The organism is Nonomuraea ferruginea (genome assembly GCF_039540635.1).
GTDB lineage: Bacteria > Actinomycetota > Actinomycetes > Streptosporangiales > Streptosporangiaceae > Nonomuraea > Nonomuraea ferruginea.
The window spans coordinates 12,751-29,234 of sequence record NZ_BAABFD010000033.1; the positions used below are offsets into that span (position 1 = coordinate 12,751).

13 protein-coding genes are annotated in these 16,484 nt (G+C 70.7%); 3 read left to right on the top strand and 10 right to left on the bottom strand.

From position 1 onward, the window contains the following. Window positions 1–71: 71 nt before the first annotated feature. The 8 genes from ABD999_RS41160 to ABD999_RS41195 all read right to left on the bottom strand — a co-directional run bounded on the left by ABD999_RS41160 (window position 72) and on the right by ABD999_RS41195 (window position 9,140). Complete coding sequence (locus ABD999_RS41160) at window positions 72–1,079, bottom strand: sugar phosphate isomerase/epimerase family protein (RefSeq protein WP_148034296.1); 1,008 nt, start codon at window positions 1,077–1,079, stop codon at window positions 72–74. Continuing rightward, window positions 1,076–2,224 (bottom strand): Gfo/Idh/MocA family protein, encoded by a 1,149-nt coding sequence (locus ABD999_RS41165; RefSeq protein ID WP_187280958.1) that lies wholly within the window; start codon window positions 2,222–2,224, stop codon window positions 1,076–1,078. Before ABD999_RS41165 ends, ABD999_RS41160 begins: the two co-directional genes overlap by 4 nt. An 11-nt stretch (window positions 2,225–2,235) precedes the next feature. Then, a complete protein-coding gene (locus tag ABD999_RS41170; protein WP_271276603.1) occupies window positions 2,236–3,291 on the bottom strand; it encodes an ABC transporter substrate-binding protein in 1,056 nt (351 codons plus the stop codon). After that, the gene (locus ABD999_RS41175; protein ID WP_148029377.1) at window positions 3,288–4,313 is read right to left on the bottom strand and encodes an ABC transporter permease; all 1,026 of its coding nucleotides are present in this window, start codon (window positions 4,311–4,313) and stop codon (window positions 3,288–3,290) included. Before ABD999_RS41175 ends, ABD999_RS41170 begins: the two co-directional genes overlap by 4 nt. Then, window positions 4,313–5,809, bottom strand: coding sequence for a sugar ABC transporter ATP-binding protein (locus tag ABD999_RS41180; protein WP_271276602.1), 1,497 nt, complete (start codon window positions 5,807–5,809; stop codon window positions 4,313–4,315). Before ABD999_RS41180 ends, ABD999_RS41175 begins: the two co-directional genes overlap by 1 nt. A gap of 11 nt (window positions 5,810–5,820) precedes the next feature. Next, complete coding sequence (locus tag ABD999_RS41185) at window positions 5,821–6,978, bottom strand: ROK family transcriptional regulator (RefSeq protein WP_148029375.1); 1,158 nt, start codon at window positions 6,976–6,978, stop codon at window positions 5,821–5,823. 150 nt (window positions 6,979–7,128) lie between these two features. Next, entirely contained in the window at window positions 7,129–8,001 is an 873-nt protein-coding gene (locus tag ABD999_RS41190; RefSeq protein WP_271276601.1) for an SDR family oxidoreductase, read from the bottom strand. Between the two features lie 68 nt (window positions 8,002–8,069). Beyond that, window positions 8,070–9,140, bottom strand: a complete 1,071-nt coding sequence (locus tag ABD999_RS41195) for an MBL fold metallo-hydrolase (RefSeq protein WP_271276600.1) — start codon at window positions 9,138–9,140, stop codon at window positions 8,070–8,072. Between the two features lie 46 nt (window positions 9,141–9,186). Between ABD999_RS41195 and ABD999_RS41200 the strand changes: the two genes are divergently transcribed. Then, window positions 9,187–10,014 carry a glutathione S-transferase family protein gene (locus ABD999_RS41200; protein WP_271276599.1) on the top strand — a complete coding sequence of 276 codons (828 nt, stop codon included), beginning with the start codon at window positions 9,187–9,189 and terminating at the stop codon, window positions 10,012–10,014. Here the strand turns inward: ABD999_RS41200 and ABD999_RS41205 are convergent. Next, entirely contained in the window at window positions 9,962–11,242 is a 1,281-nt protein-coding gene (locus ABD999_RS41205) for an MFS transporter (protein ID WP_271276598.1), read from the bottom strand. The two genes, ABD999_RS41200 and ABD999_RS41205, sit on opposite strands and share 53 nt — an antisense overlap. After that, window positions 11,239–11,808, bottom strand: a complete 570-nt coding sequence (locus tag ABD999_RS41210; RefSeq protein ID WP_271276597.1) for a winged helix-turn-helix domain-containing protein — start codon at window positions 11,806–11,808, stop codon at window positions 11,239–11,241. The genes ABD999_RS41205 and ABD999_RS41210 overlap by 4 nt, the downstream gene beginning before the upstream one ends. A 75-nt stretch (window positions 11,809–11,883) precedes the next feature. On the opposite strand from ABD999_RS41210, the gene ABD999_RS41215 reads away from it, so the two are divergent. Both ABD999_RS41215 and ABD999_RS41220 read left to right on the top strand, forming a co-directional pair. Next, window positions 11,884–12,534 carry a B3/B4 domain-containing protein gene (locus tag ABD999_RS41215; protein WP_271276596.1) on the top strand — a complete coding sequence of 217 codons (651 nt, stop codon included), beginning with the start codon at window positions 11,884–11,886 and terminating at the stop codon, window positions 12,532–12,534. A 204-nt stretch (window positions 12,535–12,738) separates the two neighbouring features. After that, the gene (locus ABD999_RS41220) at window positions 12,739–16,407 is read left to right on the top strand and encodes a multifunctional oxoglutarate decarboxylase/oxoglutarate dehydrogenase thiamine pyrophosphate-binding subunit/dihydrolipoyllysine-residue succinyltransferase subunit (RefSeq protein ID WP_271276595.1); all 3,669 of its coding nucleotides are present in this window, start codon (window positions 12,739–12,741) and stop codon (window positions 16,405–16,407) included. Window positions 16,408–16,484: the final 77 nt, after the last annotated feature.

The window sequence follows — 16,484 nt, forward strand, 5'->3', positions numbered from 1 at the left end:
GAGGGTTTCCAATTCTTCACTGACGGTCAGCGGCGGGCGAGGGCCTCGGGTCCGAGGCCCTCGCCCGATGGTCAGCCGCTGCTGAAGGCCGCGTCGAAGGCAGCCGTCGGCGGGGTGATCGAGTTCATGGTGCGGATGTACGACAGCGCCTCCCTGGCCCCGTCGAGCCGGTCCATCCCGGCGTCCTCCCACTCGATCGAGATCGGTCCCTCGTACCCGATGGAGTTCAGCGCGCGGAAGCAGTCTTCCCACGGCACGTCGCCGCGGCCGGTGGAGACGAAGTCCCAGCCGCGCCGCATGTCCGCCCACGGCAGGTGCGACGACAGGCGGCCGCGGCGGCCGTCGCCGACGCGGACGCGGGTGTCCTTGCAGTCGACGTGGTAGATGCGGTCGGCGAAGTCGAGGATGAACGCCACCGGGTCGAGGTCCTGCCACACCATGTGGGACGGGTCCCAGTTGAGCCCGAACGCGGGCCGGTGGCCGATGGCCTCCAGGGTGCGCACGGTGGTGTGGTAGTCGTAGGCGATCTCGCTCGGGTGCACCTCCAGCGCGAACCGCACGCCGACCTCGTCGAACACGTCCATGATCGGGTTCCACCGGTCGGCGAAGTCCTGGTAGCCGGCGTCCACCATGGAGGCGGGCACGGGCGGGAACATCGCGACGGTGTGCCAGATGGACGAGCCGGTGAAGCCGACGACGGTGTCGACGCCGAGCAGGGCGGCGGCCCTGGCGGTGTTCTTCATCTCCTCGGCGGCGGCCTGGCGCACCGACTCGGGGTCGCCGTTCCCCCAGATGCGGGCGGGCAGGATCGCCTTGTGCCGCGCGTCGATCGGGTGGTCGCAGACGGCCTGGCCCACGAGGTGGTGGGAGATGGTCCACACCTTCAGGCCGTGCTTGTCGAGCTGGGCGCGCTTCTGCTCGACGTACGACGGGTCGGAGACGGCCTGGGCGACGTCGAAGTGGTCGCCCGAGCAGGCGATCTCCAGACCGTCGTAGCCCCATTCGGCGGCGAGCCGGCACACCTCCTCGAACGGCAGGTCGGCCCACTGGCCGGTGAACAGCGTGACGGGTCTCATCAGTCCTCCACGGTGGTGTAGCGGCTGCCGTCGGCCGCGCTGCGCTCGACGGCGGCGAGCACGCGCTGGACGCGCAGCCCGTCGGCGAACGACGGCGTGGGATCGGCGCCCTGGCCGATGGCCTCCAGGAAGTCCTTGATCTCGTGGGTGAACGTGTGCTCGTAGCCGAGGCCGTGGCCGGGCGGCCACCACGCGCCCACGTACGGATGGTCGGGTTCGGTGACGAGGATGCGCTCGAAGCCGCGCCCGCCGTCGCTGACCCACAGCTCGTTCATCGCCTCGAAGTCGAAGGCGAGGCTGCCGAGTGAGCCGTTGAGCTCGATCCGCAGCGCGTTCTTGCGGCCGGTGGCGAACCGGGTGGCCTCGAACGAGCCGAGCGCCCCGCCGGACAGCCGTCCGACGAACAGGGCGGCGTCGTCGACCGTGACGGCCCCCCTGCCGGAGCCGCCGCTGGCGGCCAGGCCCGCCGAGCCTTCGGCCAGCGGCCGCTCCTTGATGAACGTCTCGGTCAGCGCGGACACCCCGACGAGGTGCTGGCCGGCGATGAACTGGGCGGCGTCGATGATGTGCGCGCCGATGTCGCCGAGCGCGCCCGAGCCGGCCTTGTCCTTCCGCAGCCGCCACACCAGCGGGAAGTCCGGGTCGACGATCCAGTCCTGGAGGTACTGGGCCCGCACGTGGCGGATCTCGCCGAGCCGGCCCTCCTCCACCAGGCGGCGGGCCAGCGCGATGGCGGGCACCCGCCGGTAGTTGAACGCCACCATGCTCTTGCCGGTGGCCGAGGCGGCGGCCGCCGCCATGGCCTCGGCCTCGGGCACGGTGTTGGCCAGCGGCTTCTCACAGATGACGTGCTTGCCGGCGCGGAGTGCGGCGATGGCGATCTCGGCGTGCGTGTCGCCGGGCGTGCAGATGTCGACCACGTCGACGTCCGCCCGCCCGACCACCTCCCGCCAGTCGGTCACAGCCTCGTCCCAGCCCAGCCGCTCGGCCGCCGCCTCTGTGGCGTCCTTCGACCGGCCCGCGATGACCCGCATGCGGGGCGTGACGGGCAGGTCGAAGAAGGCGGCGACGTTGCGCCAGGCCTGGGAATGGACGCGGCCCATGAAGGCATAGCCGATCATGCCGACGCCGACGGTTCTGTCTGACATGCAACCCCCGATCAGGATTCGAAGCCGAGTGGCAGATACTGCTCGACGTTCTCCTTGGTAATGGTCTCGGATGCCAGCGTGATCGACTGGGGAACCTGGTTCTCCACGAGATCACTCATGCCCTTCCCTTGGGCGATCAGGCGGGCGAGCTTGATCGCGGAGGAGGCCATGGTCGGGCTGTAGGTGACGGTGGCCTTCAGGACCGTGTTGTCCTCCTTGATCGCCCGCATGGCGTTGGCCGAGCCGGCCCCGCCGACCATGATGAACTCGTCCCGGCCGGCCTCGCTGATGGCGGCGAGCACGCCGACGCCCTGGTCGTCGTCGTGGTTCCAGAGCGCGTCGATCTTGCTGTGGGCCTGCAGCAGCGAGGTGGCGACCTCGTTGCCGGTCTCGACGGTGAACTGCGCGTCCTGCTGGGCGGTGACCTCGAACCCGTACGTCTTGAGCGCGTCGGCGAAGCCCTTGCTGCGGTCCTGGGTCAGCGGGAGGGTGGCGATGCCCTGGATCTCGACGATGACCGGGTTCGAGACGTTCTTCTCCTTGAGCGCGGTGCCGATGTAGTGGCCGGCGGCCACGCCCATGCCGTAGTTGTCTCCGCCGATCCAGGTGCGGTAGGCGAGCTTGTCGGGGAAGATCCGGTCCAGGTTGACCACGGGGATGCCGGCCTCGGTGGCCCGCAGCGCGATCTGGTTCAGCTGCTGGCCGTCGTTGGGCAGGATGACCAGCGCGTTCACCTTCGCGGCGATGAGCGACTCGACCGCGGAGATCTGCTGGTTGATGTCGTTGGTGGGCTCGACGGGCTGGAACTCGACGTCCGAGAACTGCTTGGCGGTGGCCTCGGCGTTCTTGGCGATGGCCGCGATCCAGCCGTGGTCGGCGGCGGGGGCGGAGAAGCCGATGGTCACCTTGGTGCCGGGCTCGTCGTTGCCGCCGGCCGCCTGGGTGGGCGCGGGGGCGGCCGAGGTCGGCGCGGCGGACGGCTCGTTGCTGGTGCAGCCGGCCGCCAGCAGCGCGGCTCCGCCGAGCCCGCCGATCAGGAAACCCCGGCGCGCGACGTTTTCACTCATGGTGCTCTCTCCTTCAAGTTCCGCCGCTGGAGGAGGACGGCGACGACGATGATCAGGCCCTTGGCGATCAGTTGGTCACTGGTGTTGAGCCCGTTGAGGATGAACAGGTTCGTGATGAGCGTGAAGATGAGCAGGCCGAGGATCGATCCGATGATCGTGCCCCGGCCGCCGGTGAGCAGGGTGCCGCCGATGATGACGGCGGCGATCGCGTCCAGCTCGTACAGGTCGCCGTGGGTGGACGAGCCCGTGGTGGTGCGGGCCATGATGAGGACCGCGGCGATGCCGCAGCACAGCCCCGACAGCGCGTAGAGCAGCATGGTGTGCCGGCGCACGTCGATGCCGGCGAGCCGGGCCGCCTCGGGGTTGCCGCCGACGGCGTAGGTGCGGCGGCCGAACGTGGTGCGGTTGAGCAGCACCCAGCCGAGCGCCACGACCAGCGCGAAGATGTAGACCAGCAGCGGGACGCCGAGCACCCGCGTGGTCGACAGCTCGACGATGGCGGAGTTCTCCGGCTGGATGAGCTGCGTCTTGCGGTCGGACATGCGCTGGGCGAGCCCGCGGGCGGCGACCAGCATGGCCAGGGTGGCGATGAACGGCACCAGCCGCCCGTAGGCGATGAGCACCCCGTTGACCAGCCCGGTCCCGGTGCCGACCAGGATGGCGCAGATCGCCATGACGACCGGGCCGAACTCCTGGGTGGCCACCGTCGTCGCCCACACCGAGGCCAGCGCCATGATCGCGCCGACCGACAGGTCGATGCCGCCGCCGATGATGACGAACGTGGCCCCGACGGTGATGACGCCGATGGTGGCGGCCAGCGACAGGATGCTGACCAGGTTCGAGGTGGTGGCGAACGCGGCCGGCTTGGTCACCAGGCCGACGACGACGAGCAGCGCGATCGCCACCAGCAGGCCCATGTGGCCGGCCTCGGTCAGCCTGCCGAGCGGGTTGCCGCCCGCCCGCCCCGGCAGCGCGATGCCTGGCGGCCCGGTGTCCGACCGTGGTTTCGTGGGGTCGCTCATCAGGCCGCCCTCCCGTTCATGATCATGTCGAGTACGAGGTGCTCGTCGAGCTCGCGGGCGTCGCCCTCGTGGATGACCGACCCTTCGCGCAGCACCAGCACGCGGTCGGCGAGGCCGAGCACCTCAGGCACCTCACTGGAGACCAGCAGCACGCCGATGCCGCGGTCGGCCAGGTCGCGGATGACCGCGTACAACTCCGCCCTGGCGCCCACGTCGACGCCCCGGGTCGGCTCGTCGAGCAGGAGCAGCTTGCGGCTGCCGAGCAGCCAGCGGGCGAGCACCGCCTTCTGCTGGTTGCCGCCCGACAGCGTCTTGACGGGCCGCTCCGGGTCGGGCGGGCGGATGTCGAGCGCCTTGGCCAGCCGCTCGGCCTCCGCCCTCTCCCGGGTACGGTCCAGCCAGCCGAACTTCGCGAACCCGGGCAGGCTGCCCAGGGTGATGTTGGCCGTGACGCTCTGGTCCAGCAGCAGCGCCTGGGCCTTGCGTTCCTCGGGGGCCAGGCCCATGCCCCGGCGCACGTTGCCGACGACGCTCTTCCGTACCTGCTTGCCGGAGAGCACCACCCGGCCGGAGGACGGGCGCGCCCCGTACACGGCTTCGAGGATCTCCGAGCGTCCGGAGCCGACCAGGCCAGCCAGCCCGACGATCTCGCCGGCGCGCACCGAGAAGGACACGTCGCGGAACGCGCCCGGGGAGGTGAGCCCCTCGACCCGCAGCACCTCCTCGCCGGGCGGCCCGTCGGCGGGCGCCTCCGGCCGCGGCGGGAACACGTACTCGACGTTCCTGCCGGTCATCAGCGAGACGATCTGGGAGGTGGGGGTGTCGCGGGCGGGCAGCCCCACCGCGACGGTGCGGCCGTCCTTCAGCACGGTGACGCGGTCGCCGATCTCGCGGATCTCCTCCAGCCGGTGGGAGATGTAGACCACGGCCACGCCCTGGCTCGTCAGCTCGCGGATGATGCGGAAGAGGTTGGCCACCTCGTCGTGGGCGAGCGCGGCCGACGGCTCGTCCATGATGATCAGCCGGGCGTCGTGGGACAGCGCCCTGGCCATGGACACGACCTGCTTGGCGGCCGGGGACAGACGGCCCACCTCGGTGGTGGGGCGGATCTCGGGGTGGCCGAGGCGTTCGAGCACCTGGCGGGCGGCCCGGTTGCCCGCGGCCCGGTTGACGAAGCCGAGCCTGGCGTGCTCGTGGCCGAGGAAGACGTTGTCGGTCACGCTGAGCCCGTCGACCAGGTCGAGCTCCTGGTAGATGGTGGCGAAGCCGAGCTTGATCGCGTCGTTGGGACCGGACGGGCGGACCCGCTGACCGTTGAACTCGACCGTGCCCTCGTCCGGCTGGTGCACGCCCGCCATGACCTTGATGAGCGTGGACTTGCCGGCGCCGTTCTGGCCCAGCAGGCAGTGCACTTCTCCCGCCCGCACGTCGAGGTCCACGCCGTCGAGCGCGCGCACGCCGGGGAACTGCTTGACGATGCCCCTCATGACGAGCATGGGGCTCCCTTTCAGGCGTTGACGATCTTGTTGATGTTGTCCGGGGACAGGTAGTGCTCGATCGCCAGGATTCCGGCGCCCATGACCGCGGCGTCGACTCCCATGCGACTCGGCACGATCGACAGATGGTGGGTGGCCAGCGGCAGCGAGCGGCGGTAGATCGTCTCCCTGATGCCCGCGAGCAGGTGCTCGTGGACGCGGGAGAGCGCGCCGCCGATGACGATGGCCTCGGGGTTGAAGAAGTTGACCAGGCTGGCGAGCACCTCGCCGATGAGCCGTCCGGCCTCCCGGACCAACCGCAGCGCCTGGGTGTTGCCGGCCTGGACCAGGGCGACGACGTCGGCGCCCGTCTCGGCGGGGACGCCGAGCTCGGTGAGCCGGCGCGCCACCGCCGCGCCGCCCGCCACCGCCTCCAGGCAGGCGCTGTTGCCGCACCGGCAGCCGGACTCCTCGTGGCCGCTGACGCGGATGTGGCCGATGTCGCCGGCCGAGCCCTGGGCGCCCCTGTGGAGGGTGCCCTCGGCCACGATGCCGCAGCCGATGCCGGTGCCGACCTTGACGAACAGCAGGTGGCGGGCCGCCGGGAAGGCGTTGCGGTGCTCGCCGAGCGCCATCACGTTCACGTCGTTGTCGACCAGGACGTCGACGCCGGGGAAGTAGTCGGGGATCGGGTAGTCGTTCCAGCCGGGCATGATCGGCGGGTTGTTGGGCCGGCCGGTGGCGAACTCGACCGGCCCCGGCACACCCATGCCGATCACCCGCAGCGCCGCCCTGGGCCGGCCCGCCTCGGCGAGCAGCCGGTCGATCCGCCCGTCGACGTGGGCCAGGACCTTCTCCGGGCCTTCGCCGATGAGCAGCGAGTCCTCGCACTGGGCGAGCAGGTCGCCGGTCATGTCCATGAGCGCGATCCGGCAGTGGGTGGCGCCCAGGTCGACGCCGGCGAACGCGTGCTCCTCGGCGTGCAGGCGGAGCTGGCGCGGCGGCCGTCCGCCGGTGGACTCGCCGCTCTCGGTCTCCTCGACCAGCCCGCGTTCGATCAGCGCGTCCACCCGTTGCGAGATCGTGGAGCGGGCCAGGCCGGTGAGCCGGGCGAGATCGGAACGGGTCGTGGCAGAGCCTGCGCTGATGAGCGTCAGGACGTCACCGGGCGAGCCCGGGGCGGGGGTCATGCCGCGACAATAAGATCACACAACGCGCAATTCAAGAGGGCGAGGTGACATAACTCCCCATACTTACGCCGTTCATCGAACAAAGTCTGATTGGCCGGACATGACGAAGGCCGGACGGGGGTTCCCCCGCCCGGCCTTGACGTGCCGCGATCAGAGCATGCGCTGCATGGACTCCGTGGCCGACTGGACGTACGGCTGCTCGGCCATGACCTCGTCCCAGTGGTCGGCGATCGTCTCGGGCGTGAGGTCGTCGGTCTTCCAGCCCGGTCCCTCGGCGACGAACACCCGGGCCACCCGGCCCCCGCCCACGCTGAACACCTCGCCGCTCACCTCGCACGACTCGTGCACCAGGTAGGCGACCAGGGCGCTGATCCGCTCCGGGGTGAACTTGGCCTCGAACTCCGCGGGCAGCAGCGCCTCGGTCATCCGGGTCCACGCGATCGGGGCGATGGCGTTGGCCTTGATGCCGTTGCGCGCGCCCTCGATGCCGATGGTCTTGGTCAGCCCGACCAGGCCCATCTTGGCCGTGGAGTAGTTGGCCTGGCCGAAGTTGCCGAACAGGCCGGCCGGGCTGGAGGTGTTGACGACGCGGCCGTAGCCGGCCTCCTTCATGTGCGGATAGGCGGCCTGGCTGACCAGGAAGGACCCGCGCACGTGCACGGCGAGCACGTTGTCGAAGTCCTCGACCGTCATCTTGCCCAGGGACTTGTCCCGCAGGATGCCGGCGTTGTTGATCACGATGTCGACCTTGCCGAAGGCGTCGACCGCGGACTTGACGATCGCTCGCGCGCCCTCGGGGGTGGCGACGTTGTCGGTGCTGGCTATCGCCTGCCCGCCGTTCTTGGTGATCAGCTCTGCCACCTCGGCGGCGGGGCCCGTCGAGGCGCCGGTGCCGTCGAGCGCGCCGCCGAGGTCGTTGACGACCACCTTGGCGCCGCGCTCGGCCAGCAGCAGCGCGTGTGAGCGGCCGAGGCCGTGCCCGGCCCCCGTGATGATCGCGACCCTGTCATCGAACCGCAGCATCGAACCTCCAGCACAGGAGAACAACATTCTGTTACCTGCACGATAACCCAGCGCCCCGCGGTCAGCCCTCAGCTCCGGTTCACAGCTCGGGTCCACAGCTCCGGCTCCCCCGGCAGGCGGCGGGCCCGGCCGCGCGACTCCAGCCACACCAGGTGGGCGAGCGTCTCGTTGCCGGCCGCGCGGCGCATGAACGACGGGATCGACTCCCAGGGCCGCGACCAGGTGAGCTTGGTGGCCACGTCCCAGCAGGTGACGCCGTCCGTGCCGGAGACGACCTCCTCGATCTCGGCCAGCCGCTCGCGGTGGTGCTCCATCACGTAGTCGACCCGCCCGGCCAGCTCCAGGAACCGGTACTCGTGCGCGGGGAGCACCTCCTCCACGTCGAACGCGCGCAGGGCGGCCAGCGCGTCCAGGTAGTCGGCCAGCGGGTTCGGCGCCGACTGCGGGTGCACGGCGACGGCGGAGGTGATCCTGGGCAGCACGTGGTCGCCGGTGAACAGCAGCTTCCTGGACGGCTCGGCGAAGCACAGGTGGCCGGGCGAGTGCCCCGGGGTCCACACCGCGCGCAGGTCCCAGCCGGACAGGTCGAGCCGGTCGCCGTCCTCGATGAGCCGGTCGGGCGCGGCCATCGTGACGAAGGTGCGGATCATCATGGACGCGCCCGCCAGCTCGTCCACGGTCGAGGCGGGCACGCCGCACCGCAGGAGCTGCGCGCGCTCCTTGGCGACGAGCGCGTCGATGAACTCCTCGTCGTACCGCTCGCGCAGCAGCCCGGCGTCGGCGGGGTGCAGCCCGATCCAGGCGCCCGACGCCTCGCGGACCCGCCCGGCGAGCCCGTAGTGGTCGGGGTGGATGTGGGTGACGAGCACCGCCCTGACGTCCGCGATCGTGTAGCCGGCCACGCCGAGCCCGGCCGTCAGCGCCTCGTACGCCTCGTCGGTGTCCCACCCGGCGTCGATGATCGCCACGCCGTCGGCCAGCTCCAGCGCGTAGACGAGCACGTACCGCAGGGGGTTGATCGGGATGGGCACCGGGATCGACCAGAGACCGGGCCGGACCCGCTCGACCTCGGGGATGCCGCCGCCCGTCCATGCCGCGCGCTGCTTCTCGCTGGAGGGAGTCACCACGAACTTCGCCATGCCCGTGATTCTGCCCGTACTTCCCGAACCATGTTCTACTGGGGTCATGGACGCGGTACGTGACGGGCGCTGGGTCAGGCAGGCCAACCACTTCACCGACCGGCTGGGGCCGCCCGAGCCGGGCCGCTACCGGCTCTACGCCTCCTACGCCTGCCCGTGGGCGCAGCGGGTGCTGATCGTCCGCGAGCTGCTCGGCCTCCAGGACCTGCTCGACGTCGCGATCGTGGACCCGATCAGGGACGAGCGGGGCTGGCGGGTGCCGGGCGGCGGGTTCCTGTCGGAGCTCTACCTCGCCACCGACCCGGGCTTCGAGGGCCGCCACACGGTGCCGTGCGTGTGGGACGTCAAGGAACGGCGCATCGTCACCAACGACTTCCCGCAGATCACCCTGGATCTGGAGACCCGCTGGGGCGGCACGCCCGACCTGTACCCCAAGGAGCTGCGCGACGGGATCGACGCCGTGAACGACCGCCTCTACCACGGCCTCAACAACGCGGTCTACGAGGCGGGCTTCGCCAGGAGCCAGGAGGCGTACGAGGACGCGGTGGGCCGGGTGTTCGCCACGCTGGACTTCCTGGAGGAGCGGCTGACGGGGTCGGAATTCCTGTTCGACCGGCTGACCGAGAGCGACGTGCGTGCCTACACGACGCTGGCGAGGTTCGACACGGTCTACTACGCGCACTTCAAGTGCTCGGTCCGCCGGTTGACGGACTATCCGGCGGTGTGGGCGTACGCGAGGAGGTTGTACGCGATCCCGGCCTTCCGCGAGACCACGGACTTCGACCACATCAAGCGCCACTACTACATGACCCAGACGACCATCAACCCGAACCGGCTCGTGCCGCTGGGACCGGAGCTCGACTGGAGCCTGTGACCGGCATCCGGACGAACAGCAGCGCCGAGGCCAGCACCACGGCCGCGCTCACCCCCCAGGCGGCGGCCACGCCGGCATGCACGGCGAGCGTGCCGAGCGTCAGGTTGGCCAGGATGCCGCCGGACTGCAGGGAGAGCGAGGACGTGGAGGTGACGGTGGTGCGTTCGGCGGCCGTGACGGCGTTGTGGGTCATCTCCAGGCACAGCAGCCCGGTCACCGAGGAGCCGACGAACAGCGCGACGTAGGCCGCGCCGGCGGTCAGCAGCCCGGCCGCGCCGCCGAGCCCGGCCGTCGCGGCCAGCGCGCCGACGGAGAGCGCGGTCGCCACGAGACCGGCGATCGCTCCCCTGGCCGAGCCACCGGCCAGACGGGCCGCCCGGGGCGCCAGCGCGCTGCCCGCGGCGCTGCCGGCGAACCCCAGCGCGGCGACGACCGCGTACGCCGTGCTGCCCTGCTCGGCCGTGCCCGCCAGCTGGGCCAGACGGCCCGGGGTGAGCAGCTCGATCGACATCAGCATCACGCCCGAGGCCGCGGACGCGAGCATCAGGCGGCGCAGCACGCGCCCGCCGGCCGCCAGCCGCACCCCGGAGACGACCGTGGCGGGCACCTCGCGCAGCACGCCGCCGAGCGACCTGCGGGCATGCGGCGGCTCGGGCAGCGCGAGGAGCACGACCGCCAGCAGGACCGCCGCCGCCACCGCGCCGACCAGGCTCGGCGCGGCCAGCGGGAACACCAGCTCAGGCGGCACGACGAGCGGCAGGGCGCCGCCGGCCAGCACGCCGAGGCAGAGCGCCACGGACTCCATGGCCGCGCCGCGGGACAGCCCCGGTTTGAGGTCGGCGTCGCGCCCTTCGAGGCGGTGCAGCGTGTCGACGTACCAGGACGTGGCGGGACCGCTGGACAGGGCCCTGGCGACGCCCTTGAGCGCCCCGCTGACCAGGAACATCCAGAACGCCGTGGACACGCTCATCAGCAGGAGCGCCGCTGTCAGGAACACGGCGGAGACGGCCAGCATCACGCGCCGCCCCACGACGTCGGACAGGCCGCCGGTGGGCAGTTCCAGGGCCACGGTGACCGTCGAGAAGACCGTGACCACCAGGCCGATCTGCGCCAGGCCGAGACCTCTCTCGGTCATCAGCAGCACCATCGAGGGGACCTGCAGCCCGACCGGCAACCAGGCCAGGAAGCAGACGAGCGTGTAGCGGCGTAACGCGGAACGGGCGGTCATGACTCCTCCTCCTGGGACGTGCGGGGGACGGCGCCCAGCCAGACGTGCACCTTCCTGGCGCCGGGGTCGCCGGCGTGGCGGGCGACGAGGTCGCGCAGGAGCTCCTCGGCCCGGTCCTTGAACTCGCGGAGCGCGGCGGGCGGCAGCGTGAGGAGGTGGTCGCTCATCCCGGAGACGTCCGCCCACTCCTCGGACCAGCCGGCCTGGTCGTACTCCTCCATCACCCGCCCGACCATCTCGGCCTGCCGCAGGTGGATGATCCTGAGCGCCTCGCGGCCCTCGGCGCTGGCGGACAACTCGACGGCGTCCCACGAGGTGTAGCGGTGGCGGGCGCGCCAGCGGCGCTCGCGGCCGTCGCGCTGGTCGGCGTCCTCCTCGATGAAGCCGTACTTGAACAGCTCGCGCAGGTGGTAGCTGGTCGAGCCCGAGCTCTCGCCGACCTTGCGGCCCAGCTCGCTCGCGGTGGCCGGCCCGTCGCCGCGCAACAGGCCGAGCAGGCGCACCCGCAGCGGGTGGGCGACCGCCTTGAGCACCCGCGGGTCACTGATCGTGTACTGCTCTTCCATACGGTCGAGCGTAAACCGCAAAGAGTTTTTTGCAAAGGCAATTTTGCGGTTTTCCGAGATCGATAGACTGGGCGGATGCTGGACGACATCTGGGTGGACGACGCGGTCGCCGCGCTCCGCCCCGACTTCACGGTGCTCGCGATGACGGCTCTCGGCCTGCGCAACGGGCCCACCGACGACCGGTCCCGCGCCTGGCTCGCCGAGGCGGCCGAGGCGGCGCGGCCGGTCCAGGACGCCAAGATCGACGCCTGGAAGGACGCCTACCGCGCCTTCGGCGCCAAGCCGCAGCGCACCCGCCCGTCGGTCGACGCGCTCACCCGCAGGCTGCCGCTGCCGGAGATCAACCTGGTGGTCGACGCCTACAACTCCGTCAGCGTCAGACACGCGCTGCCCATCGGCGGCGAGGACCTCGACCGCTACTCCGGCCCGGCCCGCCTGGTCAGGGCGACCGGCGAGGAGGCGTCCGAGGAGGCGCTGGGGCAGCCTGAGCCCGGCGAGGTGATCTGGCGCGACGACGTGGGCGTGACCTGCCGCAGGTGGAACTGGCGCCAGGTGGTGCGCACCCGGCTCACCGAGGAGACCACCAACGCGATCTTCCTGCTGGAGCGGCTGGAGCCGATGACGCTGGAGGAGCTGAAGGAAGCCGGCGAGGAGCTCGCCGACCTGCTGACCCGGCTCACTCCCGAGGTCCGCATCACCACCAGGCTCGTATCAAGCGGGAAGTAAACACCATCCAGTGATGTTGATACCAAAAGGTAATATTTTCAGCACCGCCTGTACTGACGAGGGAGGCGTGACCTCTTTGGACACCCCTGAGAGGATCAGCCGTGGCGCAACGGCCTAGGCTGCGCGCTGTGCCGGTCCGGGCGAGTAGCCTTGGACAAGTTCTCTATCATCAACGCCGATCTGCGGAAGAGGGCGATTTCCGCCGTGTCGTCTGAGTCGTCGCGGACAAACCCGCTGGCAAGCTTTGGTCAGAATGAATGGCTTGTCGACGAGCTGTACCAGAAGTACCTCCAAGACCCCGAGTCTGTAGACAAGGCCTGGTGGAACTTCTTCGCTGACTACAACCCTGACTACGGACCGGGGCGCACCCCGGCCAGGGAGGCGGCGAACGGCACGGCTACCGCGCCCGCGCCCGCCCCCGCAGCACCAGCGAAGGAGCCGCCCAAGGCGGCGCCACCCAAGGCGGCGCCGGCCGCCGTGAAGCCGAAGCAGCCGCCTGCCCCGGTGCCCAAGGGCGCCGAGGAGGTCAAGCTGCGCGGCGCCGCGGCGCGCACGGCCGTCAACATGGACGCCTCGCTGGCCATCCCGACCGCCACCAGCGTCCGGGCCATCCCGGCCAAGCTGATGGTCGACAACCGCATCGTGATCAACAATCACCTCAAGCGGGGTCGCGGCGGCAAGGTCTCCTTCACCCACCTGATCGGCTTCGCCGTGGTCCGGGCGCTGGCGGCCATGCCGGACATGAACCACTCCTACACCGAGGTCGACGGCAAGCCCACGCTGGTCAAGCCGGAGCACGTCAACCTCGGCCTGGCCATCGACGTGCAGAAGAGCAACGGCGAGCGCCAGCTGCTCGTGCCGTCGATCAAGGCGGCCGAGGAGATGGACTTCCGGCAGTTCTGGATGGCCTACGAGGAGATCGTCCGCAAGGCGCGCGCCGGCAAGCTCGGCGTCGACGACTTCGCCGGCACCTCGATCTCGCTGACCAACCCCGGCACGATCGGCACCGTCCACTCCGTGCCCCGCCTGATGCCCGGCCAGGGCACCATCATCGGCGTGGGCGCGATGGAGTACCCCGCCGAATACCAGGGCGCCTCCCCCGAGACGCTCTCCCGCCTGGCCGTCTCCAAGGTCATCACGCTGACCAGCACCTACGACCACCGGATCATCCAAGGCGCCCAGTCGGGCGACTTCCTGCGCACGATCCACCAGCTGCTGCTCGGCGAGAACGGCTTCTACGACGAGATCTTCGAAGCCCTGCGCATCCCGTACGAGCCGGTCCGCTGGGTCCAGGACGTCTCGGCCTCGCACGACGACGACGTGTCCAAGTCCGCCCGGGTGCTGGAGCTGATCCACGCCTACCGCGTGCGCGGTCACCTCATGGCCGAGACCGACCCGCTGGAATACAAGCAGCGCAAGCACCCCGACCTCGACATCCAGTCCCACGGGCTCACCCTGTGGGACCTGGAGCGCGAGTTCGCCACCGGCGGTTTCGGCGGCCGCCCGCTGATGCGGCTCCGCGAGATCCTGGGCGTGCTCCGCGACTCCTACTGCCGCACCGTCGGCATCGAGTACATGCACATCCAGAACCCCGAGGAGCGGGCCTGGATCCAGGCGCGGGTGGAGAAGCCGCACGCCTCCCCGGCCCGTGACGAGCAGCTCAACATCCTGAGCCGGCTCAACACCGCCGAGGCGTTCGAGACCTTCCTGCAGACCAAGTACGTCGGCCAGAAGCGCTTCTCGCTGGAGGGCGGCGAGTCCCTCATACCGCTGCTCGACTCGGTGATCAGCGACGCCGCCGACGAGGGCCTCGACGAGGTCGTCATCGGCATGGCCCACCGGGGCCGGCTCAACGTGCTGGCCAACATCGTGGGCAAGTCCTACGGGCAGATCTTCGGCGAGTTCGAGGGCAACATCGACCCCCGCACCGCCCACGGCTCCGGTGACGTGAAGTACCACCTGGGCGCCTCCGGCGAGTTCACCGCGCCGAGCGGCAAGACCATCACCACCTCGGTGGTGGCCAACCCGTCCCACCTGGAGGCGGTCGACCCGGTCCTGGAGGGCGTCGTCCGCGCCAAGCAGGACCTGCTGGAGCGCGGCGAGGAGGGCTTCACGGTCCTGCCGGTGCTCGTCCACGGCGACGCGGCCTTCGCCGGCCAGGGCGTCGTGGCCGAGACGCTCAACCTGTCGCAGCTGCGCGGCTACCGCACCGGCGGCACCGTCCACGTCGTGGTCAACAACCAGGTCGGCTTCACCACCTCGCCCGCCTCGTCCCGCTCCTCGGTCTACGCGACCGACGTGGCGCGGATGATCCAGGCGCCGATCTTCCACGTCAACGGCGACGACCCCGAGGCCGTGGTCCGCGTGGGCGAGCTGGCCTACGAGTACCGCCGGGCGTTCCGCAAGGACGTCGTGATCGACCTCATCTGCTACCGCCGCCGCGGCCACAACGAGGGCGACAACCCGGCCTTCACCCAGCCGCTGATGTACGACCTCATCGACGCCAAGCGCTCGACCCGCAAGCTCTACACCGAGGCGCTGATCGGCCGGGGCGACATCACGGTCGAGGAGGCCGAGTCGGCCCTCCGCGACTACCAGGCCAAGCTGGAGCAGGCGTTCACCGAGACCCGCGAGGCGGCGAAGAAGCCGCTGGAGGCGGGGGCGATGCGGGTGCCGCCGACCGAGGTGGTCAAGTGGTCCCACGCCGACACGGCGACCTCGATCACCGACGAGACGCTCAAGCGCATCGTCGACACCCAGCTCAGCCTGCCCGAGGGCTTCACGGTGCACCCGCGCCTCGCGCCGGTGCTGCAGCGCCGGGGCCAGATGGTGGAGCAGGACTCCATCGACTGGAGCATGGGCGAGACGCTGGCGTTCGGCGCGCTGCTCATCGACGGCCACCCGGTCCGCCTCGTCGGTCAGGACTCCCGCCGCGGCACGTTCACCCAGCGCCACGCCGTGCTGGTCGACCGCGTGACCGGCGCCGAGCACACCCCGCTCAAGGCGTTCAACCAGGGCACGACCAAGTTCTACGTCTACGACTCGCTGCTGAGCGAGTTCGCGGCGCTGGGCTTCGAGTACGGCTACAGCGTCGTACGCCCTGACGCGCTGGTGCTGTGGGAGGCGCAGTTCGGCGACTTCGTCAACGGCGCCCAGACGATCATCGACGAGTTCATCTCGTCCGGTGAGCAGAAGTGGGGCCAGCGTTCGGGCGTGGTGCTCATGCTGCCGCACGGCTACGAGGGTCAGGGCCCCGACCACTCCTCGGCCCGCATCGAGCGGTTCCTCCAGGTCTGCGCGCTCGACAACATGACGGTCGCGCAGCCGACCACCCCGGCCAACCACTTCCACCTGCTGCGTTGGCAGGTGAAGTCGGGCCGGCACAAGCCGCTGGTCATCTTCACGCCGAAGTGGCTGCTGCGCCACAAGCGGGCCACCTCTAAGGCCGCCGACTTCACCTCGGGCACCTTCCAGCCGGTCATCGGCGAGACGCTGATCGATCCGGGGAAGGTCACCAAGGTGGTCCTGTGCTCCGGCAAGGTCTACTACGACCTGCTGGCCAAGCGGGAGGCCGACGGCCGCGACGACGTGGCGCTGGTCCGCGTGGAGCGGCTCTACCCGTACCCGAAGGAGGAGCTCGACGCCGAGCTGGCCCGGTTCGGCCCGCAGGCCGAGCTGCTCTGGGTGCAGGACGAGCCGATCAACATGGGCCCGTGGCCCTACCTGTCGCTCAAGCTGGCCGAGGACCCGCAACTGCTGGGCGGCCGCCCGCTGCGGCGGGTCTCCCGTCCGGCCAACAGCTCGCCCGCGGCCGGCTCGCACGCCGCCCACGACGCGGAGCTGGAGGAGATCCTGCGCCAGGTCTACGGCTGACCTGATCACGTGAGTCGGCCCCCGCCCCGGCGGGGGCCGACTGCTTTCGCCGCGCTCCCCGCCGGGACGTGCGGGTC